Here is a 21,928-nt window from a genome sequence, read left to right as displayed (position 1 = left end):
GTCTCCTCCCCCGAAGGCGCGCGCCCGGGCATACCCGGTATGTGAATAGTAAGACGTACGGGGAAGCCGAATAGTTGCCCATGATCCCGAACTATTTCTCGGCGTCCCCGCCCCGCACACCCGGCCGGTGTCGCTCCACTACGGTTGCCCCATGAGCCAGAACAACGGGCGGGAGGCCGGTCGCGGTCCGGGACAGGAGCGGCACCGGGGCGCTGTCACACTGCGCAGAGGGGCGATTCCGAGCAGCACCGCCGACCAGCGATTGCTGGATTCACGTGGGCGGGGCGACTGGAAGACCAAGGACGCCTGGCGTGCGCTGCGCATCCTCTCCGAGTTCGTCGAAGGCTTCGACACCCTCGCCGACCTGCCACCGGCGGTCAGCGTGTTCGGTTCCGCCCGCAGCGGACCGGACAGCGCGGAGTGCCAGCTGGCCGAGCAGTTGGGCGGCGCGCTGGCCCGGGCCGGCTACGCGGTGATCACCGGGGGTGGGCCGGGGGTGATGGAGGCCGCCAACCGTGGTGCCAGCGAGGCCGGTGGGCTCTCCGTCGGGCTCGGCATCGAGCTTCCGTTCGAGCAGGGCATCAACGAGTGGGTCGACCTCGCCATCGACTTCCGCTACTTCTTCGCCCGCAAGACCATGTTCGTGAAGTACGCGCAGGCGTTCGTCGTGCTGCCCGGTGGCTTCGGCACGATGGACGAGCTGTTCGAGTCGCTCACGCTGGTGCAGACCGGCAAGGTGACCCGGTTCCCGGTCGTGCTGATGGGGGTCGCGTACTGGCAGGGGCTGCTTGACTGGATGCGCGACACGATGGCCGCCGACGGCAAGATCGGCCCGGTCGACCTGGAACTGATCTGTCTCACCGACGACGTCAACGCCGCCGTCCGGCACATCGTCGAGGCGGAGGCCGCGCTCTCCGTCGAGCAGGAGGCGGTCCGTGACGAGGCCGTCGCCCGCACCGGCGCCGACCAGCAGGCCGCCGCCGAGCAGGCCGCCGACCAGCCACGGGACAACTGATGGCGGCGATCTGCGTCTTCTGCGCCTCGTCCCGCACCCTCGACCAGCGCTGGTTGGACCTGGCCGCCGAGACCGGCGCGGAGCTGGCCCGGCGCGGGCACACGCTGGTCAGTGGTGGCGGCTGCGTCGGCATGATGGGCGCGCTGGCCGACGGTGCCCGATCCGCCGGTGGGCGCACCGTCGGGGTGATCCCACAGTCGCTGGTCGATCTGGAGGTCGCCGACCTGGCCTCGGACGAGCTGCTGGTGACCGACTCGATGGACAGCCGCAAGACCCTGATGATCGAGAAGTCGGACGCGTTCCTCACCCTGCCCGGCGGGCTGGGCACCCTGGACGAGCTGTTCGAGGTCTGGACCACCGCGACCCTCGCCCTGCACACCAAGCCGATGGTGCTGATCGACACCGACGGGTTCTACCGCCCCCTGCTGGACTGGCTCGACGCCCTGGCTGACCAGAACTTCCTCAAACCCGCCGGCCGCAACCTCCTGACAGTGACCACCACGGTCCCCGAAGCCCTGAACGCCCTAGAGTCCCGCCTAACCTGACCCCCTGCCCTGCCCCCGGGCGCGCCCGCCCTAACCCCGTTGATCATGAAGTTAGCGTCACCGCCGTCGGCGTGTCGCGCCGCTAACTTCATGATCGACGGAGGTGGATGGGGTGGGGTTGGGGTGGTGGGGTTGGGTGGGAGGGTGGGGGTTGGGTGGGTTGGGGTGGGTGTCGTACGGGTCTGATGGGATGAGCTGATGCAGGCGTACCGGTTGGTGCGGCGGTCCGGGGGGCCGGCGCGGGGGGACGGGGCAGCGCCTTCCGGCGCTTCCGTGCCCGCCGGCAACAGCACGCCCACGGGCGGTGGCGGCGAGTCGGGTGGGCCTGAGCGCACGGGTGGGCCCGGGCGCGTTGCACGGCCTGAGCTGGTCGCCGGGCCCGGAGGCGTGGCCGGGGCCGCAGGTGTGGCCGGGGCTGAGCTGGCGGCCGGGCGCGAGCTGGCCGGCGGCGGTTGGCGGGTCGATCCGGTGCAGGCCGAGGTGGTCGGGCACACCGACGGGCCGATGCTCGTGCTCGGCGGTCCGGGCACCGGCAAGACCAGCACGCTCGTCGAGGCGGTCGCCGCCCGGGTGGCCGAGGGGGTCGACCCCGAACACATCCTGGTGCTGACCTTCGGCCGCCGAGGCGCGACCGCGCTACGCCAGCGCATCGAGGCCCGGATCGCCCAGGACGGCCACCGGGTGCTGCGCGAGCCGCTGGTGCGCACCTTCCCGGCGTACGCCTTCGGGTTGCTCCGCCGAGCCGCCGCAGAACGGGGTGAGCCCTCACCCCGGCTGCTCACCGGCCCGGAGCAGGATCTGATCATCCGCGAGCTGCTGAACGTGGTGGGTGAGGAGCCCGAGGACGACCCGGTCGGTTGGCCGACCGACCTGCGTCCCGCCCTGCGCACCCGGGCGTTCGCCGGTCAGCTGCGCGACCTGCTCATGCGTGCCGCCGAGCGGGGCGTGGGCCCTGTCGACCTGGCCCGGCTGGGCGAGAAGCTCGGCCGCGAGGACTGGCCGGCCGCCGCCCGCTTCCTCCGGGAGTACGTGGCAGTGCTCGCGCTGCGGGACGTCAGCAACCGGGGCTCCATCGCGTACGACCCGGCCGAGCTGGTCCGGGCGGCCACCGGGCTGCTGCGCGACGACGAGGAGCTGCTGGCCGCCGAGCGCCGCCGCCTCACCCACGTGTATATCGACGAGCTGGCGGACACCGACCCCGCCCAGGTGGAGTTGCTCTCGGTCATCGCGGGCGGAGGCAAGTCACTTGTCGCGTTCGCCGACCCGGATTCCTCCACGTACGCCTTCCGGGGCGCCGACCCGGCCGGGGTGGCCACCTTCCCGCACCGCTTCCGGACCGCCTCCGGGGCGCCGGCCGCACAGGTGCTGCTGACCACGTCGTACCGGGCCGGGCCGGGTCTGCTCGCGGCGATCGCCCGGCTGGGTCGCCGGCTGCGCGGCCCGGCGGCGCACCGCCGCCTGCACCCGCTGCCGGACGCGCCGCCCGGGGTGGTCGAGGTGCACACGTTCCGCTCGGCGACCAGCGAGGCGGCCTGGCTGGCCCACGCGCTGCGCTCGGCCCACCTGCTCGACGGCGTGCCGTGGTCGCGGATGGCGGTGCTGGTGCGGTCCACCGCGTTGCAACTGCCCACCCTGCGGCGGGCACTGCACGCTGCCGGCGTACCCACCGTGGTGCACGGCGAGGACCTGCCCCTGCACCTGCAACCGGCGGTCGCGCCACTGCTGCTCCTGCTGCGCTGCGCGCTCGAACCAGACCGCCTGGACGAGGAGGCGGCGGTCGCGCTGCTGCACTCGCCGCTGGGCGGAGCCGACCCGCTGGCCGAGCGGCGGCTGCGGCAGGGCCTGCGCGCGCTCGCGCTGGCCGGCGGTGACCGACGCCCCTCCGGGGAGCTGATCGTCGAGGCGTTGCGCGATCCGACGGAGCTGGCCGACATCGACCGGCGCTGGGCGGAGCCGGCGCAGGCGGTGGCCGGGCTGCTGGCCACCGCACGGGATGCCGCCGCCCAACCAGGGGCGACCGCCGAGGACGTGCTCTGGGCGGTCTGGGACGCCAGTGGTCTCGCCGAGCGTTGGGCCGGCGCGATCATTCAGGGGCGGCCGGCGGCCGGCGAGGGAGACCTTGCCCGGCGGCGGCGGGCCGAGGCGGCCGACCGTGACCTGGACGCCGTGCTGGTGCTCTTCGACGCGGCGGCACGGTTCACCGACCGGCTGCCCGGTGCCCGCACCGAGGTCTTCCTCGACCACGTGCTCGCCCAGGACCTGCCGGCCGACACCATCGCCCCGACCGCCGACCGGGGCGCGGCGGTCCGACTGCTCACCGCCCACGCCGCGAAGGGCCTGGAATGGGACCTGGTCGCGGTGGCCGGCGTGCAGGAGGGCATCTGGCCGGACCTGCGACTGCGCGGCAGCCTGCTCGGCTCGGAGCGCCTCGTCGACGTGTTGGCGGGTCGATCGGCCGGCGGCGCGGCCGTTGCGAACGTGGTGGGTCAGACCTCGGCGTTGCTGGACGAGGAACGCCGGCTCTTCCATGTGGCCATCAGCCGGGCCCGGCACCGACTGCTGGTCAGTGCCGTGGCATCGGCCGCAGTCGGCGGTGACGACCACGAGGAACAGCCGAGCCGGTTCCTGCACGAGCTGGGCCCGACCGCACCACCCACCCCACCCACCCCGCCACCCGGTCCACCCACCGCGCCACCCGGGCCGCGCACCGGCCCGCCGCCCGCCGACCCCAGTGGCGCGACGGGGGAGGACGGGGACGGCGAGCCGGACCGCCCCGGGGCACTGCCGGTCACCCGTCCACCCCGGGCGCTCACCCTGCCGGCGCTGGTCGCCGAACTGCGTACCGCCATCACCGACCCGGCTGCCCCGGCGGCCCGGCGGCGCGCCGCGGCGGCCGAGCTGGCCCGGCTCGCCGCCGCCGGTGTCCCCGGCGCGCACCCCGACGACTGGTGGGGTTTGCGGGGCCTCTCCGACGACCGGCCGCTGGTCGACGAGGGCAAGCCGGTGCGGGTCACCCCGTCGGCGATGGAGAGCGCCCTGCGGTGCAGCCTGCGGTGGCTGCTGGAACGGCACGGTGGCAGCGGCCCGACCAGCACGGCGCAGGGGGTGGGCAACCTGGTCCACGCCGCGGCGATGCTCGCCGAGGACGCCAGCGCCGACCGGGGCGCGCTGCTCGACTACGTGGCCGCGCGGTTCGACGCGATCGAGCTGGCGGCCCGGTGGATGGCCGGGCCGGAGCGTGAACGCGCCGAGGCGATGGTCGACAAGCTGCTGCGCTGGCTGGCCACCAACCCGCGTCGGCTGCTCGCGATCGAGCACGAGTTCGCCGTCCGCCTGGACGACCCGAACCGGCCGGTCGACCTGACCGGTCGGGTGGACCGGCTGGAGGTCGACGAGGCCGGGCGGCTCGTGGTGATCGACCTGAAGACCGGCAAGTCGACAGCTGTCACCGGCGCCGAGCTTGCCGAGCATCCGCAGCTCGGCGCCTACCAGGCGGCGGTGGAGGCGGGGGCGTTCGCCGAGTTCGGAGACGAGTCGGGGGGTGCTGCGCTGGTGCAGCTCGGCACCTCCGCCAAGGACGCCCGGGAGCAGAATCAGCCGGCGCCCGGTGAGGGGCCGGCGGCCGGCTGGGCGACCGCGCTGGTCCGGCGGACCGCCGATACGATGGCAGCCGCCACGTTCGCCGCGGTGGCCAACTCGAAGTGCCGGGTCTGCCCGGTGCGGACCAGCTGCCCGGTCTCCGGGCAGGGGCGCCAGGTGGTCGAGCCGCCGACCGTCCGACGTCCGGAGACCCCATGACCCAGCCCACCCTGTTCGGCGCGGGCCCCGCGCCGACGCCCCGGCTGGCGGACTCCGGCCCCCGCTACACACCGGTCGAGCTGGCCAAGCTGCTGCGGTTGCCGGCGCCCACCCGGGAGCAGGCCGCGATCATCGCCGCCCCGGTGGAGCCGTTGCTGGTGGTCGCGGGCGCCGGGTCCGGCAAGACCGAGACGATGGCCGCGCGGGTGGTCTGGTTGGTGGCCAACTCGTACGTGCGCCCCGAGCAGATCCTCGGGCTGACCTTCACCCGGAAGGCGGCCGGTGAGCTGGCCCACCGGGTACGGACCCGGCTCGACCAGCTGATCCGCCGCGTCGGCCGACAGGGTCGGGACCCGCTGGACGACCCGCTCGCCGGTGAACCCACCGTCTCCACGTACCACTCCTACGCGGGGCGGATCGTCACCGAGCACGGGCTGCGGGCCGGTTACGAGCCGTCCACCCGGCTGCTCACCGAGGCCTCCCGCTGGCAGTTGGTCGACCTGCTGGTGCGCAACTACGACGGTGACATGTCCGAGGTGGACCGGATGCCGAGCACCATCACCGACGCGGTGCTGGCGCTCGCCGGTGAGCTGGACGAGCACCTGGTCGCACCGGACCAGCTGGCGGCCTGGACCGGCCGGTTCTTCGCCGAGGTGCAGTCCCGGCCGGGCCGGGTGTACGCCGACGTGCGCAAGGCGCTCGCCCTCCAGCAGACCCGGCTGCGCCTGCTGCCGCTGGTGCGGGCGTACGCCCGGCGCAAGGAGGACTTCGAGGCGATGGACTTCGCCGACCAGCTCGCCCGGGCGGCCCGGGTGGCCCGGGACCACCCGGGGGTCGGCCAGATCGAGCGGGACCGTTTCCGGGTGGTGCTGCTCGACGAGTACCAGGACACCAGCCACGCCCAGGTGGTGCTGCTCAACGCGTTGTTCGGTGGCGGGCACCCGGTGACGGCGGTGGGGGACCCGTGCCAGTCCATCTACGGCTGGCGGGGGGCCAGCGCGGGCACACTGGACCGGTTCCCCACCGAGTTCGCGCGCGCCGACGGTCAGCCCGCCCAGGCGCTCGGGCTCACCACGAGCTGGCGCAACCGCCCCGAGATCCTCCGGGTGGCGAACGCGCTGTCCACACCACTGCGTGCGGCGGGTGCCCAGGTGCCGGAGCTGCGCTCCGCGCTGACCGTCCGGGACCCGATCCCACACCGCAGCCCCGGCGGTGCGGCCGGCGGCACTGTGCACTGCGCGATGCTGCCCACGTACGCCGACGAGGCCGACTGGCTCGCCGACAGCGTGCTCGCGGCCTGGCGTGGGGCGGCCCGGATGCCGGGCGCGGCCCCCGAGCACATCCCGGTGGCGCAACGCCCGACGACGGCAGTGCTGGTGCGCGTCCGCAGCCAGATCCCGGCGATCGAGTCGGCACTGCGCGAGCGCGGTCTCCCGGTCGAGGTGGTCGGGCTGGGTGGCCTGCTGGACACCCCCGAGGTACGCGACGTGGTCTGCACGCTGCGGGTGCTGGCCGACCCGACCGACGGTGCCGCGCTGCTGCGGTTGCTCACCGGCGCCCGTTGGCGGATCGGGCCGCGTGACCTGGTGGCGTTGCACAAGCGGGCCCGGGCCATCGCCAACGCCCGGCGACAGGTTGCCGCCGACGACACCTCGGAGATCAGCCCCGACCTGCTGGACGAGGCGACCCTGGTGGAGGCGCTGGCCGATCTCGGCCCGGCGCAGGCGTACTCGGCGGAGGGCTTCGCGCGGTTGCGCGCGTACGGGCTGGAGTTGGCGCTGCTGCGCTACCGGCTGGACCAGGCACTGCCGGACCTGATCGCGGACATCGAGCGGACCATCGGCCTGGACGTGGAGGTCGCGGTCCGGGCCGGCCGGGACGGCGCCGGCGACGCGGGCCTGGCCCGGGGTCACCTGGACGCCCTGGGGGACGTGGCGGCCCGCTTCAGCGGGGAGACCCCGGGGGCGACGCTCTCCGGCTTCCTGTCCTACCTGGCCGCGGCCGAGGACGAAGAGCGCGGTCTGGCGCCGGGCGAAGTCGAGGTGGTGGAGGGCGCGGTGCAGGTGGTCACCGCGCACGCCGCCAAGGGCCTGGAGTGGGACGTGGTGGCCGTGGCCGGGCTGAGCCGTGGGCTGTGGCCGGGTCCGGTCCGCAACTCCGACCACTGGTTGGGTGGGCTCGGGGTGCTGCCGTTCCCGCTGCGCGGCGACGCCGACGGGTTGCCCGAGCTGGCGCTCGACGAGGCGGCCGACCAGCGGGCGGTAGCCCGGGCGGTGACCGACTTCACCGACGCCTGGCGGGCCCACGACGAGCGGGAGGAACGCCGGCTGACGTACGTGGCGGTCACCCGGCCGCGCCGGCTGCTGCTCTGCTCCGGCTACTGGTGGGGTGAGGGCACGAAGCGGCCACGAGGTCCGTCGGTCTTCCTGCGTGAGGTGTACGACGCCTGCCTCGACGGCGGGCCGGGGCACCTGATCGACGTGTGGGCGCCGGAGCCGACCCCGGATGCGACGAACCCGACGGCCGAGGTGGTGCTCCGCGCGGAGTGGCCGGCCGACCCGTTGGGTGGTCGCCGGCCGGCACTGGCCGAGGCGGCCGGGTTGGTGCGTCGCCTGATGACCGACGGGCCGGCCTCGGTGGTCGCCGGGCCGGTCGGCTCGGTGGTGGACGGGCCGATGGTGACCGTCGAGCCGGAGGTGGACCCGGAGGTCGCGCGCTGGCAGCGCGAGGCGGATCTGCTGCTGGCCGAACGGGCCGAGCTGACCAGGCTCTCCGGTGCGGTCGAGGTGGCCCTGCCCGGGCAGTTGAGCGTCACCCAGCTGGTGGCGTTGCGGCGTGATCCGGCCGGGCTGGCCCGTACGCTGCGCCGTCCGGTGCCGACCGAGCCCAACCCGTACGCCCGTCGCGGCACCGCGTTCCATGCCTGGTTGGAGCAGCGCTTCGGCGCCGACCGCCTGCTGGACCTGGACGAGTTGCCCGGTGCGGCCGACGCGGATGCCGCGCCCGACGAGGCGCTGGTCGAGTTGCAGGAGCGGTTCCTGGCCAGCGAGTGGGCCGACCGGTCACCGGTGGAGGTGGAGGTGCCGTTCGCCACGGTGATCGCCGGAGTGGTGGTGCGGGGGCGGATGGACGCGGTCTTCGCCCGACCGGGTGGGCGGTTCGACGTGGTCGACTGGAAGACCGGCGCGCAGCCGACCGGGCCGGCGGCTGACGTGGCCGCCGTGCAGTTGGCGGTGTACCGGTTGGCCTGGGCGGAGCTGGCTGGTGTGCCGGTCGACCGGGTGGGCGCGGCCTTCCACTACGTCCGGCACGGCGTGACGGTTCGGCCCGCCGATCTGCTGGATGTGACGGGGCTCACGGCCATGATCGCCCAGTTGCCCGAAGATTCCGCCCAAGCTTGACCGCTGGCGGGAAAACCATGATACGTTGACCGGGTTGCAGTTTTGGTTACCAGAGACTCTGTGTGCGCCTGGCGGGATTGTGGCCCCAGGCGCTCTTTGTTGTGTCCGGAGTTCTCCGGGCGGGGCGACCAGAAGCGACAGGCGATTCGCGCATCCCCGCGCGGAGCGCTCCTCTTCGGGCACGCAACAAGTGCGAGTCCGACGTTCCGTCAAGGAGACGAAACACATGGCTATTGGCACCGTGAAGTGGTTCAACGCTGACAAGGGCTTCGGCTTCATCACCCCCGACGGCGGCGGCGCTGACGTCTTCGCCCACTTCTCGGCGATCCAGTCCTCCGGCTACCGGAGCCTGGACGAGAACCAGCGGGTCGAGTTCGAGGTGACCCAGGGCCAGAAGGGCCCGCAGGCGGAGAACATCCGCCCGCTCTGATCTTCGGATCGGTCAGCATTACCTGTCGCGCCCTCCGGGTGTGACGGTGACGGGACCGGCCCGCCTCGCCGTCGCCTGCCTCCGCAGGTGACGGCCCGGTGGCGGGCCGGCCCGTACTCCAATCGGTTCGTGCTTGTGAGTCCTGGCTGCCTTTTTGCCGCCGGTGACAGCGCCGACTTCGGCGCCCTCCCTCGACACGTGCCGCGTCGAGGAAGGCTCCCGCATGACCACAGTTATTCCTTCTTTCGCTCATACCGGGCTGGCACCGGCGCTGCTCACCGCGTTGACCGCGCAGGGCATCAACGAGCCGTTCCCGATCCAGTCGGCGACGCTGCCCGACTCGCTCGCCGGCCGCGACGTGCTGGGCCGGGGTCGTACCGGCTCCGGCAAGACCCTCGCCTTCGGGCTTGCGCTGCTGTCCCGCACCGCCGGCCGTAAGGCCCGGCCGGGTCGCCCGCTCGCCCTGGTGCTGGTGCCGACCCGTGAGCTGGCCCAGCAGGTCACCACCGCGCTCGCCCCGTACGCCCGCGCTGTCGGGCTGCGCTGCACCACCGTCGTCGGCGGGCTGTCGTTGCAGCGGCAGGCCGACGCTCTGCGCGCCGGCGCCGAGGTGGTTGTCGCCACCCCCGGCCGGCTGCACGACCTGATCAACCGCGGCGACGCCCGGCTCGACCAGGTCGAGATCACCGTGCTGGACGAGGCCGACCAGATGGCCGACATGGGCTTCCTGCCGCAGGTCACCAAGCTGCTGGAGCAGGTCGCGCCGCAGGGCCAGCGGATGCTCTTCTCCGCCACTCTGGACGGTGGTGTGGACCGGCTGGTCCGCCGCTTCCTGAGCAACCCGGTCACCCACTCGGTCGACCCGGGCACCGCCACCGTGACGGCGATGACCCACCACGTGCTGCACGTCGACGCCCTGGACAAGCCCGACGCGTTGACCCGGATCGCCGCCCGTGAGGGCCGCACCATCCTGTTCATGGGCACCAAGCACCGCGCCGACCGCCTTGCCCGTCAGTTGCTGTCCAAGGGCGTACGCGCGGCCGCACTGCACGGCGGCAAGTCCCAGCCGCAGCGCACCCGGATCCTGGAGCAGTTCCGCAACGGCCAGGTGACCGCTCTGGTCGCCACCGACGTCGCGGCTCGGGGCATTCACGTGGACGGCCTGGACATGGTCGTCAACGTGGACCCGCCGACCGAGGCGAAGGACTACCTGCACCGGGGCGGCCGTACCGCCCGGGCCGGCGAGTCCGGCTCTGTGGTCACCCTGGTCCTGCCCGAGCAGCGTCGGGACATGTCCCGACTGATGGCCACCGCCGGCATCCGGCCCGAGTCGGTCCAGGTGCGCTCCGATGGCGAGGCGTTGGCCCGGGTCACCGGTGCGCGTGAGCCGTCCGGGGTGCCGGTGACCATCGTCGCGCCGCCGGCTCCCGCCGCTCGTGGGGGACGCGGTGTCGGTGGCACTGCCACCGATGGCGGCGCCCGCCCGACGCACCGGGCGTCGGGTCGGTCCCGCCGTCCGCGCCGCCCCCGTACCGTCTGATCTTCCGCGCCTCGACCGACCCGCCCCGCTTCGGCGAGGCGGGTCGGTCTGTCTTCGGCCCTGGCCGGCCAGACTTCTGAGTCGGTAATCAGCCTCTGCTCGGTCGGCTGGCCGACTGCGTCATGGCTGACCGTGGTCAAGGCTGACCACCGGGGGAAAGCCGGGCGGGGGGCCCGGCACGGGAGGGGTGACCATGGCGGGCGAAGCCGGCTCGGGTGCACTACGCGAACTGATCCTGGTGGTCGCGGTCGCGCTCGCCGGGCTGTTGCTCGCCATGGTTGCGGCCTTCGCACCCTGGCACGCCACCCCGGCGGGTAACGCTCCCGCCGGTCTGGTGGAGCTGCACGGCCCTGGCGACCAGGGCTCCGGCCCGGCGGTCGCACACGTGGGTTGAGCAGCGACCGGCCGACCGGTGCCGGCGGAGGGGCAGGCCCGGTCAGGATCGGTACGTGATGTGGTCGGGTCGGCGGGGCACCGACCCGACCACATCACCTCCGTCGTTTCACGAGGTGGTGGGGGCGTGGTCGGTCGAGTTGCGGGTGAGCAGGTCGGCCAGGGTGGTGCTGTCGACCACCGTGGCGATCGCCCCGTGCACCGCCAGCCAGACGTCGGTCAGCCCGGCGGCCACACCGTGGTAGCCGGCGCGCTCGGCCGGCAGGCCGCGCACCGTGGTGAGCGAACCGCCGACCGCCCGTAACACGTCCCCGACGGTGATCCCGTCGGCTGGGCGGGTCAGCGCGTACCCGCCGTCGGCGCCCCGATGGCTGTGCAGCAGACCGGCTCGGCGCAGGTCGAGCAGGATGCCCTGCAGGAAGCTGAGCGGGATGTCCTGCACCTCGGCCAGGCTGGCCGCCTTCACCAACTCACCGCCTCCGCTCCCGCCGCCGCCGCGACTGGCGGCGGCGACGGCGAGCATCGCCCGGAGCGCGTAGTCGCTGCGCGCGGAGACGTACACGGGTCAGTTGCCCGCCTGGTCGAGCACGCCCCAGCGCCGCCGGATCGCCTTGTCCGCCGCGCCGAAGGCGGCATCCACGCCGAGGCCGAGCACCAGGATGACGATCATGGTGGAGAGCAGCCAGGGTGCGTCGGACAGTTCGCGGGAGTAGGTCAGCTGCGCGCCGAGCGAAGTCTGCGAGATGCCGACCACGATCAGCTCACCGGCCATCAGGCTGCGCCAGGAGAACGCCCAGCCCTGCTTGAGCCCGGCGACGATCGCCGGAAGGGCGGCCGGCGCGATGACGTACCGGTAGAGGTTGAGCCCCCGAGCGCCCAGGTTGCGACCGGCGCGCAGCAGCAGCGGTGGCACGTAGTCCACACCGGAGATCACGCCGTTGGCGATGGACGGCGCCGCGCCGAGTACCACCACGAAGAAGATCGCCTTCTCGCTCAGCTCGAACAGCAGGATGGCCAGCGGGAACCAGGCGATCGACGGCATGGTCTGCAACGCCGTGATCATCGAGCCGATGGCGGCCCGGAGCACCTTGGACCGGGCCACCGCCAGGCCCAGCAGCAGGCCGACCGCGACCGAGAAGACATAGCCGACGGCGGCCCGCCGCAACGTCGTGACCAGGCCCTCCCAGAGCTGCGGGCCCTGTGCCTGGTTGACCAGCTCGCGGCCGACCTCCAGCGGCCCCGGCAGCGAGTACGGCGGCTTCCAACCCGACCAGACCACCAGCTGCCAGGCCAGGATGGCGATGGCCAGCGCGGCGAGCTTGGGCCAGGTGGCCGCCCAGAACCGGGAACCCCGGGAAACCTCCGGATCCCGGCCGGCGATCTCCAGCGCGTCCAGGCCGGAGATCTGCGCGTCGGTACGCGCCGTGTTGGTCAGGGTGTCACTGGCCATGGCGGCCCACCTCCGTACGGAGCCGCTCGGTGACCTCGGCGGCGATGGCGGCGACCTCGGGGGAGTCGATCCGTCGGGGGCGCGGGATGTCCACCTCGGTGGAGTAGATGATCCGGCCGGGACGGCTGGAGAGCAGGATGATCCGGTCGGCCAGTCGGGCGGCCTCGCGGACGTTGTGCGTCACGAAGAGCACCGAGAGGTTCCGCTCGGACCAGATGCGTTCCAGCTCGTCGTGCAGGATGTCCCGGGTCATCGCGTCCAGTGCGCCGAACGGCTCGTCCATCAGCAGCACCGGCGTGTCCAGGGCCAGCGTGCGCGCCAACGCGACCCGTTGCCGCATGCCCCCGGAGAGCTCGTGGGGGCGCTTGCGGCCGAAGTCGGCCAGGTGCACCGTACGCAGCAACTCGGCGACCCGCTCGCGCCGCTCGGCCCGGGGCAGCCGACGCAGCTTCAGCGGCACCTCGACGTTGCCGTCGACGGTCAGCCAGGGAAACAGCGCCGGTTCCTGGAACATCAGCCCCGGGTTGGCGTCGCCGGCCAGCGTGATCTGACCGCCGCTGGGCCGGTCCAGCCCAGCGACCAGGTTCAGCAGGGTGCTCTTGCCGCAGCCGGAGGCACCGACCAGGCAGACGAACTCGCCGGGTGCGACGTCCAGCGACACACCGTCGAGGGCCAGGACGGCGTTCGGCCCGCGCCCGTACACCTTGGTCACGCCGGAGAGCGCGACCGCGGTGGTCGCGCTCTGCGGCGTCGTCGTGGTCGACGTCATGGCTGGACGACCTCGGGCTTGCCCTGCGACTTGAGGGCGTTGTTGAGGTACTTGAGGTCGTACAGGCCCTTGAGGTCGACCGGTTCGGTCAGCTTGACCTCGACGGCGTGGTCGAGGCCGGCCTTGAGCGAGGTCGCGATCGGGTCGTTGGTAAATTCCAACGTCGGCCACGCCTGCTTGATGAGCTTCAGGTCCAGCGGCTTTCCCGTGATCTTGCCGATCGCCTCGGAGATGGCCTGCTGAGCTTCCTCGGGCTTGGTGTTGACGAACTCGTTCGCGGCCACCTGACCGTCGACCAGCTTCTGCACCACGTCCGGGTGTGCCTTGAGGAACTTCGTGCTGACCAGCAGGTTGGTGATGACGAACTTCTTGTCCGGCCACAGGTCGCGCTCGTCGACGAGCACCTTGCCGCCGGCGTTGACCAGGCGGGAGACGAACGGCTCGGGCACCCAGGCACCGTCGATCGCGCCGCTGTTGAACGTCTCGACCGTCTGGGCGTTCTCCTGCGGGACAATCTTGACGTCGCCGCCACCCTCCTTGGTGGTGGTCAGACCCTGCTGCTTGAGCCAGTAGCGGATCGCCACGTCCTGGGTGTTGCCCAGCTGCGGGGTTGCGATCTTCTTGCCCTTCAGGTCCTGCGCGCCGGCGATGCCGGGCTTGACCACCAGCGCCACGCCGCCGGATGCCGCGCCGGAGATGACCCGGACGGCCTCACCCTTGGACTTGGAGAAGGCGTTCACTGTCGGGTTCGGACCGATGTAGGTGGCGTCCAGCGCACCGGAGAAGACGGCCTCGATGGCGGCCGGGCCGGCGTTGAAGGTCTTCGGGTCCAGCTTGACGTCGGCGCCGAGCTTCTCGGTGAAGATGCCCTTCTCCACGCCGACGACGGCCGGCGCGTGCGTGATGTTGGGGAAGTAGCCGAGGCGCAGCGTCACCGGGCCGGAGCTGCCGCCCGTGCCCTCGCTGTCGTCGCCGCACGCGGCGGTGCTGCCCAGGGTCGCCGCACCGAGGGCGGCGAGAGTGGCCAGGGTGACCAACCGGCGCATGGGAAGCCGTCTCATCGTCCATCCAATCCGCAGTATTCCTACTTAGTTGGTAGGAAGACTGGGCCAGGCCGCGGTCAGCGTCAAGACCCATCCACATGGCGGGATGACGCGTCTCAGTTATGTCGGTATTTCCTACCAGCTTGCTAGGTTAAACCGGACTCGGTGATCGGCAGAGAGGCGAATTCGCGATGAGCTTCCATTGGTTCCTGCCCACCTCTGGCGACGGCGACCAGGTCGGTGCCGCCACCGTCAGCGCGGGCGCCGCCCGGCACGACCGGGCCGCCACCGTGGCCTACCTGGCCGAGGTCGGCCGGGCCGCCGAGACGCACGGCTTCACCGCCGTGCTCACGCCCGTGGGCGCCGGCTGCCCCGACCCGTGGATCGTCTGCGCGGCGGTCGCCCAGCACACCGAGCGGCTCGGCATGCTGGTCGCCGTTCGGGCCGGCTTCGCGCTGCCCACCCTGATCGCCCAACAGGCCGAGGCGTTCCAGGCCGTCTCCGGTGGCCGGCTGTCGCTCAACATCGTCACCGGCGGCGACCCGGCCGAGCAGCGGGCGTACGGCGACTTCCTCGGGCACGACGACCGCTACGCGCGCACCGGAGAGTTCATCGAGGCGCTCCGCCGCGCCTGGGCCGGCCGGCCCTTCGACTACGCCGGGAGGCACTACCGGGTCGACCAGGGCGGCCTGGCCACCCCGCTCGCCGAGCCACCGCCGGTCTACTTCGGCGGCGCGTCCCCGGCCGCCGAGACGGTGGCCGCCCGACAGGCCGACGTGTACCTGATGTGGGGCGAACCGCCGACGTCGATCGCCGCCCGGGTCGCCCGGGTCCGGGCGCTCGCCGCCGAGCAGGGCCGCACCCTGCGCACCGGTCTGCGGCTGCACGTCATCGCCCGACCCACCGGCGCCGAGGCGTGGGCGGAGGCCGACCGGCTGCTTGCCGGGATGAGTCCCGAGCGGATCGCCGCCGCACAGGCCAGGTTCCGCCGGATGGACTCGGTGGGTCAGGCCCGGATGGCCGCGCTCAACGCCGGTCGCACCGACGGGCTCACCGTCGCGCCGAATCTCTGGGCCGGCGTCGGCCTGGTCCGCGAGGGCGCCGGCACCGCGCTGGTCGGCAGCTACGCCGAGGTGGCGGCCCGCATCGACGAGTACGCGGCACTCGGCGTCGACGAGTTCGTCCTCTCCGGCTGGCCGCACCGGGAGGAGGCCGAGCGGGTCGGCGCCGAGGTGCTGCCCCGTGTCCGCCCAACACCCGAGCGGCATCACGTGGCGGGTGATGAACGGCGCGTGGGGGCGCGGTAAGCCTCCCTCGACGCGGTCCGCGCCGGCGCGGGTTATCCCTCGGCGGTGGGTCGGTTGTGTACCACCAGCTCGTCGATCTCCAACCGGCCGACGCGCAGCTCCCGCACGACCGCCCGGCGGATCGCCAGCCGCCCGATGACCAGCGCCCCGACGGCCACGGCCCCGACGGCCACCGCCCCCACGGCGAGGGCGCCGAGCGACGCCGCTCCCACAGCGCGCGCGCCGGTCGCCGCCGCGCCGGTAGCCCGCGCGCCGGTCGCCGCCGCGCCCGTCGCCGCCGCGCCGCTCGCGCGCGCCCCGGTCAACCGCATCAGGCGTGTCTCTCGTTTCATCTCCCCATTGTCCCCGCACGGCCGGTCGCCCGCTTCCCACCGGTTCCGGATGTCACCCCCACCGCCCGACGCACCCGCCGTCTCACCCTCGCGGTGGCGGCGGCTCCGGGAGGTCGCGGGTGGCGGGGGTGTCGACGCGCTAGGGTCGATCCCGTGGCGGCGCGGAGATCCAGAATTCCAGCGACGAAGTATCCGGTCGAGCGGTTCACCCTCGACAACGGCCTGCGGGTGGTGCTCACCCCTGATCGCAGTGCCCCGGTGATCGGGGTGGCGGTGGTCTACGACGTCGGCATCCGCTCGGAGCCGGAGGGGCGCACGGGCTTCGCCCATCTCTTCGAGCACCTCATGTTCCAGGGTTCGGAAAACCTGGAGAAGCTGGCCCACTTCCGGCACGTGCAGGGCGCTGGTGGCACCTTCAACGGCTCCACCCACCTGGACTACACCGACTACTTCGAGACGCTGCCGAGCAATGCGCTGGAACGCGCGCTGTTCCTGGAGGCGGACCGGATGCGTGGCCCCCGACTGACCGAGGAGAACCTGCGCAACCAGGTCGACGTGGTCAAGGAGGAGATCCGGGTCAACGTCCTCAACCGGCCGTACGGCGGCTTCCCCTGGCTGACCCTGCCGCCGGTCATGTTCGACACCTTCCCGAACGCGCACGACGGCTACGGCTCCTTCGACGACCTGGAGTCGGCGACCGTCGCCGACGCTGCGGACTTCTTCCGCCGCTACTACGCCAGCGGCAACGCGGTCCTCGCCGTCAGCGGTGACATCGACGTGGCCGAGGCGACCGAGCTGGTCACCCGGCACTTCGGTGACGTGCCAGCCCGACCGGCGCCGAAACGGCCCGACTTCACCGAGCCCGAGCTGACCGCCGAGCGGCGCACCTCGTACACCGATGCCCTGGCGCCGCTGCCGGCCGTGGCCGGCGCGTGGCGCGTGCCCGACCCGGTCACCGACTTCGCCGGCTACCTGCCGTACGTGGTGCTGGCCGAGGTGCTCACCGACGGCGACGCGTCGCGGCTGGTCGAGCGGCTGGTGCAGCGCGACCGCACGGTGACCAGCCTCGGCGGATACCTCGGCTTCATGGGTGACCCGTTCGACGTCCGCGACCCCACAGCGCTGCTGTTGCAGGCGCATCTGCCGCCCGGGGGCGACGTGGACAAGGTGCTGCGCACCATCGACGAGGAGTTGGACCGGCTGGCCACCGACGGGCTGACCGACGGTGAGCTGGCCCGCACCCAGGCCCGGATGGCGACCCATCTGCTGCGGGACACCGACGCGGTTCTCGGTCGGGCGCTGCAGATGGCCGTGCTGGAGCAGCAACGCGGCGAACCGGGCCTGCTCAACGAGTTGCCCCGGCTGGTCGGCGACGTCACCGAGGACCAGGTCCGGGCCGCCGCGGCCACTCTGCGGCCGGAGCGCCGGGCCGCCATCGAGGTCATTGCCGGAGGCGCCCGGTGAGCGCGAGGAGTGAGCCGGTTTTGCGAGCCCCGCAGTCGCGAACGAAGGTGGCACAGTGACTACGACCACCGCTCCCGGGCCGCGTACGCTGCCGCCGCTGGGGCCGACCCGCAAGCTCAAGGTGCCCAAGCAGGCCGAACGTACGCTGCGCAACGGTCTCACCGTGATCGCCGTACGCCGGCCCGCCGTGCCGCTGGTCGAGTTGCGGCTCTGGGTTCCGTTCGGTCGGGTGCATCTGGCTCGCGGCGCGATGCTCTCGCAGACGATGCTCTCCGGCACCGAGACGATGACGAGCGTGCAGCTCGCCGCCGAGTTGCAGAAGGTGGGTGGCGGGCTCTCCGCGGGCGTCGACCCGGACCGGCTGATGCTCTCGGGCGCCGGGCTGGTCACCGGCCTGGACCGGATGCTGGAGCTGCTGGCCGAGGTGCTGACCAGCGCCAGCTACCCGAGCGACGAGGTGGCCACCGAACGGGACCGACTGGTCGACCGGATCCAGGTGGCGCAGAGCCAGCCGGCGCATCTGGCCCGGGAGGCGCTGCTGAAGCGGATCTACGGCCGGCACCCGTACGCGACGCAGACCCCGGAGCCGGGCCAGATCCGCGCCGTCCGACCGGCGGCGTTGCGCACCCTGCACGCGGAGCGGGTCCACCCGGCCGGCGCGCAGTTGGTGCTGGTCGGTGACGTGCAGCCGGAGAAGGCCCTGGACGCCGCCGAGCGGGCGCTCGGCGGTTGGGCCGGCGCCGGGCGTGTGGCCGAGCTGCCGGCGACGCCGCCGCTGGAGCCGGGCCCACTGCTGCTGGTCGACCGTCCGGGCTCGGTGCAGTCCTCGCTGCGGATCGCGCTTCCGGCCGTGTCCCGCACCGACCCCGACCACGCCCCGCTGCAACTGGCCAACCTGATCTTCGGCGGTTACTTCTCCTCCCGTTGGGTGGAGAACATCCGCGAGGACAAGGGCTACACGTACGGCCCGCACTCGGGGATCGAGCACTCCGTGGCCGGGTCGGTCCTGGTGGCCTCCGCCGAGGTGGCCACCGAGGTCACCGGGCCGGCGCTGCTGGAGACGACGTACGAGTTGGGCCGGTTGGCGTCGCTGCCACCGAAGCCCGAGGAGTTGGAGCAGGCCCGTCAGTACGCCCTGGGCACTCTCCAGCTCGGCATGTCCACCCAGGCCGGGTTGGCGGCGTTGACCAGCGCGTACGCGGGCAACGGGCTGCGCCTCGACTTCCTCGCCGAGTATGCGGCGAGGTTGGCGAAGGCGAGCATCGACGATGTCGCGCGTGCCGGCGCCCGGTACCTGGCACCGGCTCGGGCGGCGATCGTGGTGCTCGGTGACGCCGAGCGGGTCACCCCGGGCCTCGCCGCGCTGACTCCGGTCCACACCGAGCCGAAACAGTGAGCGAGCGCAGCGAGCGAGCCATGGGGCTCAGCAGTGGGCCGTCTCACGGCGGCGTGGAGCGAAGCGGAGCGCTGGCGTGAGTGGGGAGGCGGCGCCGCCGTTGGCGCGGTCCACGCTGGATCGGGCTGCCCACCGGCGGGGCGACTCGCAGTGGCTGACCGAGGCGTGGCTGCGTGGCCGGGTGCTGCTGCTCGACTCGACCGACGAGGGTCGCACGTTGGCCCGCACCGACACGTCGCCACCGGTGTTGGTGCTGTTCGGTGCGGCCGACGTGCCGGCCGGGTCCGAGTCGACGGCGATGTTCCTCGGTGTCGAACCGGACGGGGTGCCGGTCTTCGCGGTCGACGCGCCGCTGCCGGCGTTGCCGGGGACCCGCGCGGTCAACCTGCGCGAGGTGGGCCACCTGCTGGCCGACCGGGAGGCCGGCATCTTCACCACGGCGTTGGCGCTGCTCAACTGGCACACCCGGCACGGCTACTCGACGAGCACCGGGGCGCCGACCGCGATGGACGAGGCGGGTTGGTCCCGGGTGGACCGTAACGGTGGGCGGATCTGGCCGCGTACCGACCCGGCGATGATCGTGCTGGTGCACGACGGTGTGGATGGCCCGGACGGTCGCTGCCTGCTCGGCAACAACGCCGGTTGGCCGGGCACCCCGGGCGGCCGGCGCTATTCCTGCCTGGCCGGCTACGTCGAGCCCGGCGAGTCGGCGGAGGCCGCCGTGCTGCGCGAGGTCCGCGAGGAGGTGGGCATCGGGGTCGAGCGCATCGGGTACGTGGGCAGCCAGGCGTGGCCGTTCCCCGGCTCGCTGATGCTGGGCTTCCTGGCCACCGCGAACCCGGACGATCCGGTGCGGGTCGACCCGTCCGAGATCGCGTACGCCCGGTGGTTCTCGCGCCGGGAGATCGGGGCGGCGCTGGCCGGGCGGACGGTGGACGTGGGTGACGGTGCCCAGCTGATCCTGCCGCCGCCGTCGTCGATCGCGTTGTTCCTCATCCACCGGTGGCTGGACGGCTGGGTGGACGCCGACCGGTGAAGCACGGTCCCGACCCGTGGCCGCCGTTGCCGCGGCGGTCACGGGCCGGGAACACGGGCCGTCGTGGTTGGTGGGTGCGATAAACGCGGCGGGGGAGCCGATCCGACCACGACGGACGTCTTGTCGAGTCAGGTGCCGTTGCGGCCCGGTCTGTGTCGGAAGGCCGCGCGGGGCTCGATCAGCGGTACGACCTTGACCCGTTGCTTGCCGGCGCGGACCGCGCCGACAGTGGCCAGAGCGCGGGCCAGCAGCAGTGCGGCGTCCCGGTCCTCGGCGTGCACGGTCTGCCGTCGTGGCTCGGGGGTGGTCGTCTCGTCGCGGAGTCGGTGGCCGTCTGCCCAGGCAGCGGCGATGTCCCCGTCGGCGACGGCGCGGATGTCGGTGCGAACGATCAGGAACCGCATGAGGGTCTCCGGATGAGCCGCGGTGGATAAGCCAGTGTGGAAGTTCCACGTATCCGAGGGCCATGTTACGCCCCGTGTTCGTCCCAGCAACTGAAACGCGCCTATCGGTTCGGAGCGTCGTCCGATCAGCCGATGCAGCTCAGTGGGGTGGAGGGGCGCGTACAGCGACGGGGCCGCCGGCAGTGCGCCGACGGCCCCGTACCTGTCACCGGATCAGTTCAGATCGAACTGGCCCTTCTTGGCTCCGGTGATGAAACCGAGCCACCCTGCGCGGTTGAACAGCAGCACCGGGCCGCCTCGGTCCTTGCTGTCGCGCAGTGCGACCGCCGACGGACCGGCGTTGAGTGGGGCGACCTCCACGCAGTTGGAGGTCTGGCTGCGTGTGCTGGTACGCCACGGGGCATCCGCCAGCGAGTGAGCGGAGACGGACGGCGTGTTACGGATGTCATTCATGGTTCTGCTCCTGATGTGAAGCGATCCGATGGGACGAGTGGTGCCGCACGCCCCGACGGAGGGTCGGTCCCCCGTGGATCACCGATCCGTCAGCCGCCCCGAGGCCCGGCGGCGCTGGGTCGGCGCCGTTGCCGGCCCGAACGCCACTGTGGATGGGGGCGCCGCCTCGGTCAGCCGTCCCGTTGACTCGATCAGCCAGGAGAGGGTGTCCTCGGCGTTCAGTGCCGACGTGCATAGCCACTCGAACACCACTTTATAGCGATTTAGCGCGATTGCCTCGGTCGACATGACGTCGGTGAAGCCACCTTCGATGGCCAATGTCTCCGGATCGAGAGGATCGGCGAACCGGTAGACCGAGAACGCGGTCGGCGGGAGGTACCAATTGCCGATCTGGGTGTCGCGAAGCAGCACGTGCAGCGTCACGTTCGGCAGCAGGGCCAGCTCACAGAGCTGGAGCAGTTGTTCGTGCAGCACCTCGGGCGGCCCGGCGCGGCGGCCGAGAGCGGCCTCCTCCAGCACTGCGGTGTAGCGGGGCGCGTGCGGCTCACGGGTCAGCAACGACTGACGGGCCATCCGCGCCTGCACCTCGGTCTCCGGCTCGTCGTCGGGCTCGGGCTCGCCCGCGCCCGCGCCCACCTGCCGGGCGGAGACGATCCGGACCTGGGCGTAGCCCGGGGTCTGCAACAGGCCGGGCACCAGCACCGGGTTGTATTCGGAGATCTCGGCGCAGCCCGCCTCCAGCTCGGCCCAACTGCGCTGCTGCTGCGTCATCACCGGGAAGTTCTTCAACCAGCCGCGCATGTCGCCGGCCTCGCTGGTGATGCCGAGCAACTCGTCGTGCACCGCCTGGTCGACGCCGTAGAGATCCAACAGGTCGCCGACGTCCTGCGGGTCCGGTCGGCTGCGGCCGTTCTCCAGGCGGGACAGTTTGGACGCGGAGGCCCAACCGATACGCTCGATCACCTGGTCGCCGGTGAGGCCCGCGGCCTCACGCAGGCGGCGCAGCTCGACGCCCAATCGGCGACGACGCAGGATCGGGCTGGGTGCGGCAGGAGGCACAGTGTCCTCTTTCCCGTCGACCGCCGCTGGCGCGACGGTAACTGTATGAAATTCGCCCCCCACGGTCAGTATGGACGGCGCGACCGGTGTCGG

At 72.6% G+C, this 21,928-nt stretch carries 19 protein-coding genes; 11 read left to right on the top strand and 8 right to left on the bottom strand.

Annotated elements, in window-relative coordinates; translation table 11 throughout:
- The first annotated feature begins 151 nt into the window (after positions 1-151).
- The 7 genes from GA0070619_RS23540 to GA0070619_RS23510 all read left to right on the top strand — a co-directional run bounded on the left by GA0070619_RS23540 (position 152) and on the right by GA0070619_RS23510 (position 11,123).
- Complete coding sequence (locus GA0070619_RS23540) at positions 152-1,015, top strand: LOG family protein (RefSeq protein ID WP_088950068.1); 864 nt, start codon at positions 152-154, stop codon at positions 1,013-1,015.
- Positions 1,015-1,560, top strand: a complete 546-nt coding sequence (locus GA0070619_RS23535) for an LOG family protein (protein ID WP_088950067.1) — start codon at positions 1,015-1,017, stop codon at positions 1,558-1,560. Before GA0070619_RS23540 ends, GA0070619_RS23535 begins: the two co-directional genes overlap by 1 nt.
- Positions 1,561-1,758: 198 nt before the next feature.
- Positions 1,759-5,358 carry an ATP-dependent helicase gene (locus tag GA0070619_RS23530; protein WP_088950066.1) on the top strand — a complete coding sequence of 1,200 codons (3,600 nt, stop codon included), beginning with the start codon at positions 1,759-1,761 and terminating at the stop codon, positions 5,356-5,358.
- A complete protein-coding gene (locus GA0070619_RS23525; RefSeq protein WP_088952001.1) occupies positions 5,355-8,759 on the top strand; it encodes an ATP-dependent helicase in 3,405 nt (1,134 codons plus the stop codon). The genes GA0070619_RS23530 and GA0070619_RS23525 overlap by 4 nt, the downstream gene beginning before the upstream one ends.
- Positions 8,760-8,985: 226 nt before the next feature.
- Complete coding sequence (gene cspE / locus GA0070619_RS23520) at positions 8,986-9,189, top strand: transcription antiterminator/RNA stability regulator CspE (RefSeq protein WP_007464836.1); 204 nt, start codon at positions 8,986-8,988, stop codon at positions 9,187-9,189.
- A 223-nt stretch (positions 9,190-9,412) separates the two neighbouring features.
- Complete coding sequence (locus tag GA0070619_RS23515; protein WP_088950065.1) at positions 9,413-10,729, top strand: DEAD/DEAH box helicase; 1,317 nt, start codon at positions 9,413-9,415, stop codon at positions 10,727-10,729.
- Positions 10,730-10,922: 193 nt separating this feature from the next.
- On the top strand, positions 10,923-11,123 hold the full coding sequence (locus GA0070619_RS23510) for a hypothetical protein (protein ID WP_088950064.1): 201 nt from the start codon (positions 10,923-10,925) through the stop codon (positions 11,121-11,123).
- 108 nt (positions 11,124-11,231) lie between these two features.
- Here the strand turns inward: GA0070619_RS23510 and GA0070619_RS23505 are convergent, their stop codons facing one another.
- Genes GA0070619_RS23505 through GA0070619_RS23490 form a run of 4 tightly spaced genes read right to left on the bottom strand, consistent with a single transcriptional unit; the run spans position 11,232 to position 14,402 of the window.
- Positions 11,232-11,684 carry an RrF2 family transcriptional regulator gene (locus GA0070619_RS23505; RefSeq protein WP_088950063.1) on the bottom strand — a complete coding sequence of 151 codons (453 nt, stop codon included), beginning with the start codon at positions 11,682-11,684 and terminating at the stop codon, positions 11,232-11,234.
- A 3-nt stretch (positions 11,685-11,687) separates the two neighbouring features.
- Positions 11,688-12,572 (bottom strand): ABC transporter permease, encoded by an 885-nt coding sequence (locus GA0070619_RS23500; RefSeq protein WP_088950062.1) that lies wholly within the window; start codon positions 12,570-12,572, stop codon positions 11,688-11,690.
- Entirely contained in the window at positions 12,562-13,341 is a 780-nt protein-coding gene (locus GA0070619_RS23495; RefSeq protein ID WP_088950061.1) for an ABC transporter ATP-binding protein, read from the bottom strand. Before GA0070619_RS23495 ends, GA0070619_RS23500 begins: the two co-directional genes overlap by 11 nt.
- Positions 13,338-14,402 (bottom strand): ABC transporter substrate-binding protein, encoded by a 1,065-nt coding sequence (locus tag GA0070619_RS23490; protein WP_088950060.1) that lies wholly within the window; start codon positions 14,400-14,402, stop codon positions 13,338-13,340. The genes GA0070619_RS23495 and GA0070619_RS23490 overlap by 4 nt, the downstream gene beginning before the upstream one ends.
- Before the next feature lie 173 nt (positions 14,403-14,575).
- Between GA0070619_RS23490 and GA0070619_RS23485 the strand changes: the two genes are divergently transcribed.
- Positions 14,576-15,691 (top strand): LLM class flavin-dependent oxidoreductase, encoded by a 1,116-nt coding sequence (locus GA0070619_RS23485; RefSeq protein WP_088950059.1) that lies wholly within the window; start codon positions 14,576-14,578, stop codon positions 15,689-15,691.
- Between the two features lie 32 nt (positions 15,692-15,723).
- On the opposite strand, the gene GA0070619_RS23480 is transcribed toward GA0070619_RS23485, so the two are convergent.
- Positions 15,724-16,023, bottom strand: a complete 300-nt coding sequence (locus GA0070619_RS23480) for a hypothetical protein (protein ID WP_197699566.1) — start codon at positions 16,021-16,023, stop codon at positions 15,724-15,726.
- A 153-nt stretch (positions 16,024-16,176) separates the two neighbouring features.
- Here GA0070619_RS23480 and GA0070619_RS23475 point away from each other — a divergent pair, with 153 nt between their 5' ends.
- The 3 genes from GA0070619_RS23475 (at position 16,177) to nudC (ending at position 19,919) form a co-directional block, all read left to right on the top strand.
- Positions 16,177-17,487 (top strand): M16 family metallopeptidase, encoded by a 1,311-nt coding sequence (locus GA0070619_RS23475; RefSeq protein WP_088950057.1) that lies wholly within the window; start codon positions 16,177-16,179, stop codon positions 17,485-17,487.
- 55 nt (positions 17,488-17,542) lie between these two features.
- Complete coding sequence (locus GA0070619_RS23470; RefSeq protein ID WP_088950056.1) at positions 17,543-18,883, top strand: M16 family metallopeptidase; 1,341 nt, start codon at positions 17,543-17,545, stop codon at positions 18,881-18,883.
- Positions 18,884-18,959: 76 nt separating this feature from the next.
- On the top strand, positions 18,960-19,919 hold the full coding sequence (gene nudC, locus GA0070619_RS23465; RefSeq protein WP_088950055.1) for an NAD(+) diphosphatase: 960 nt from the start codon (positions 18,960-18,962) through the stop codon (positions 19,917-19,919).
- Positions 19,920-20,047: 128 nt separating this feature from the next.
- On the opposite strand, the gene GA0070619_RS23460 is transcribed toward nudC, so the two are convergent.
- From GA0070619_RS23460 to GA0070619_RS23450, 3 genes are all read right to left on the bottom strand, one after another.
- Positions 20,048-20,323 carry a hypothetical protein gene (locus GA0070619_RS23460; protein WP_088950054.1) on the bottom strand — a complete coding sequence of 92 codons (276 nt, stop codon included), beginning with the start codon at positions 20,321-20,323 and terminating at the stop codon, positions 20,048-20,050.
- 213 nt (positions 20,324-20,536) lie between these two features.
- Positions 20,537-20,776 (bottom strand): DUF397 domain-containing protein, encoded by a 240-nt coding sequence (locus GA0070619_RS23455; RefSeq protein ID WP_088950053.1) that lies wholly within the window; start codon positions 20,774-20,776, stop codon positions 20,537-20,539.
- Between the two features lie 78 nt (positions 20,777-20,854).
- Positions 20,855-21,835 (bottom strand): helix-turn-helix domain-containing protein, encoded by a 981-nt coding sequence (locus GA0070619_RS23450; RefSeq protein ID WP_088950052.1) that lies wholly within the window; start codon positions 21,833-21,835, stop codon positions 20,855-20,857.
- Positions 21,836-21,928 lie beyond the last annotated feature (93 nt).

Origin of the sequence: Micromonospora zamorensis (assembly GCF_900090275.1) — a bacterium.
GTDB classification, from domain to species: Bacteria; Actinomycetota; Actinomycetes; order Mycobacteriales; family Micromonosporaceae; genus Micromonospora; species Micromonospora zamorensis.
Note: the sequence above shows the minus strand (reverse complement) of the source record. Positions and strands in the feature narration are given on the sequence as shown.

What these genes read in the sequence shown, in the direction of transcription:
- cspE (WP_007464836.1), top strand. Translation starts at nt 8,986, where the DNA reads ATGGCTATTGGCACCGTGAAGTGGTTCAACGCTGACAAGGGCTTCGGC.
- GA0070619_RS23525 (WP_088952001.1), top strand. Translation starts at nt 5,355, where the DNA reads ATGACCCAGCCCACCCTGTTCGGCGCGGGCCCCGCGCCGACGCCCCGG.
- GA0070619_RS23480 (WP_197699566.1), bottom strand. Translation starts at nt 16,023, where the DNA reads ATGAAACGAGAGACACGCCTGATGCGGTTGACCGGGGCGCGCGCGAGC.
- GA0070619_RS23490 (WP_088950060.1), bottom strand. Translation starts at nt 14,402, where the DNA reads ATGAGACGGCTTCCCATGCGCCGGTTGGTCACCCTGGCCACTCTCGCC.
- GA0070619_RS23540 (WP_088950068.1), top strand. Translation starts at nt 152, where the DNA reads ATGAGCCAGAACAACGGGCGGGAGGCCGGTCGCGGTCCGGGACAGGAG.
- GA0070619_RS23455 (WP_088950053.1), bottom strand. Translation starts at nt 20,776, where the DNA reads ATGAATGACATCCGTAACACGCCGTCCGTCTCCGCTCACTCGCTGGCG.
- GA0070619_RS23515 (WP_088950065.1), top strand. Translation starts at nt 9,413, where the DNA reads ATGACCACAGTTATTCCTTCTTTCGCTCATACCGGGCTGGCACCGGCG.
- GA0070619_RS23500 (WP_088950062.1), bottom strand. Translation starts at nt 12,572, where the DNA reads ATGGCCAGTGACACCCTGACCAACACGGCGCGTACCGACGCGCAGATC.
- GA0070619_RS23530 (WP_088950066.1), top strand. Translation starts at nt 1,759, where the DNA reads ATGCAGGCGTACCGGTTGGTGCGGCGGTCCGGGGGGCCGGCGCGGGGG.
- GA0070619_RS23535 (WP_088950067.1), top strand. Translation starts at nt 1,015, where the DNA reads ATGGCGGCGATCTGCGTCTTCTGCGCCTCGTCCCGCACCCTCGACCAG.
- GA0070619_RS23510 (WP_088950064.1), top strand. Translation starts at nt 10,923, where the DNA reads ATGGCGGGCGAAGCCGGCTCGGGTGCACTACGCGAACTGATCCTGGTG.
- GA0070619_RS23485 (WP_088950059.1), top strand. Translation starts at nt 14,576, where the DNA reads ATGAGCTTCCATTGGTTCCTGCCCACCTCTGGCGACGGCGACCAGGTC.
- GA0070619_RS23460 (WP_088950054.1), bottom strand. Translation starts at nt 20,323, where the DNA reads ATGCGGTTCCTGATCGTTCGCACCGACATCCGCGCCGTCGCCGACGGG.
- GA0070619_RS23495 (WP_088950061.1), bottom strand. Translation starts at nt 13,341, where the DNA reads ATGACGTCGACCACGACGACGCCGCAGAGCGCGACCACCGCGGTCGCG.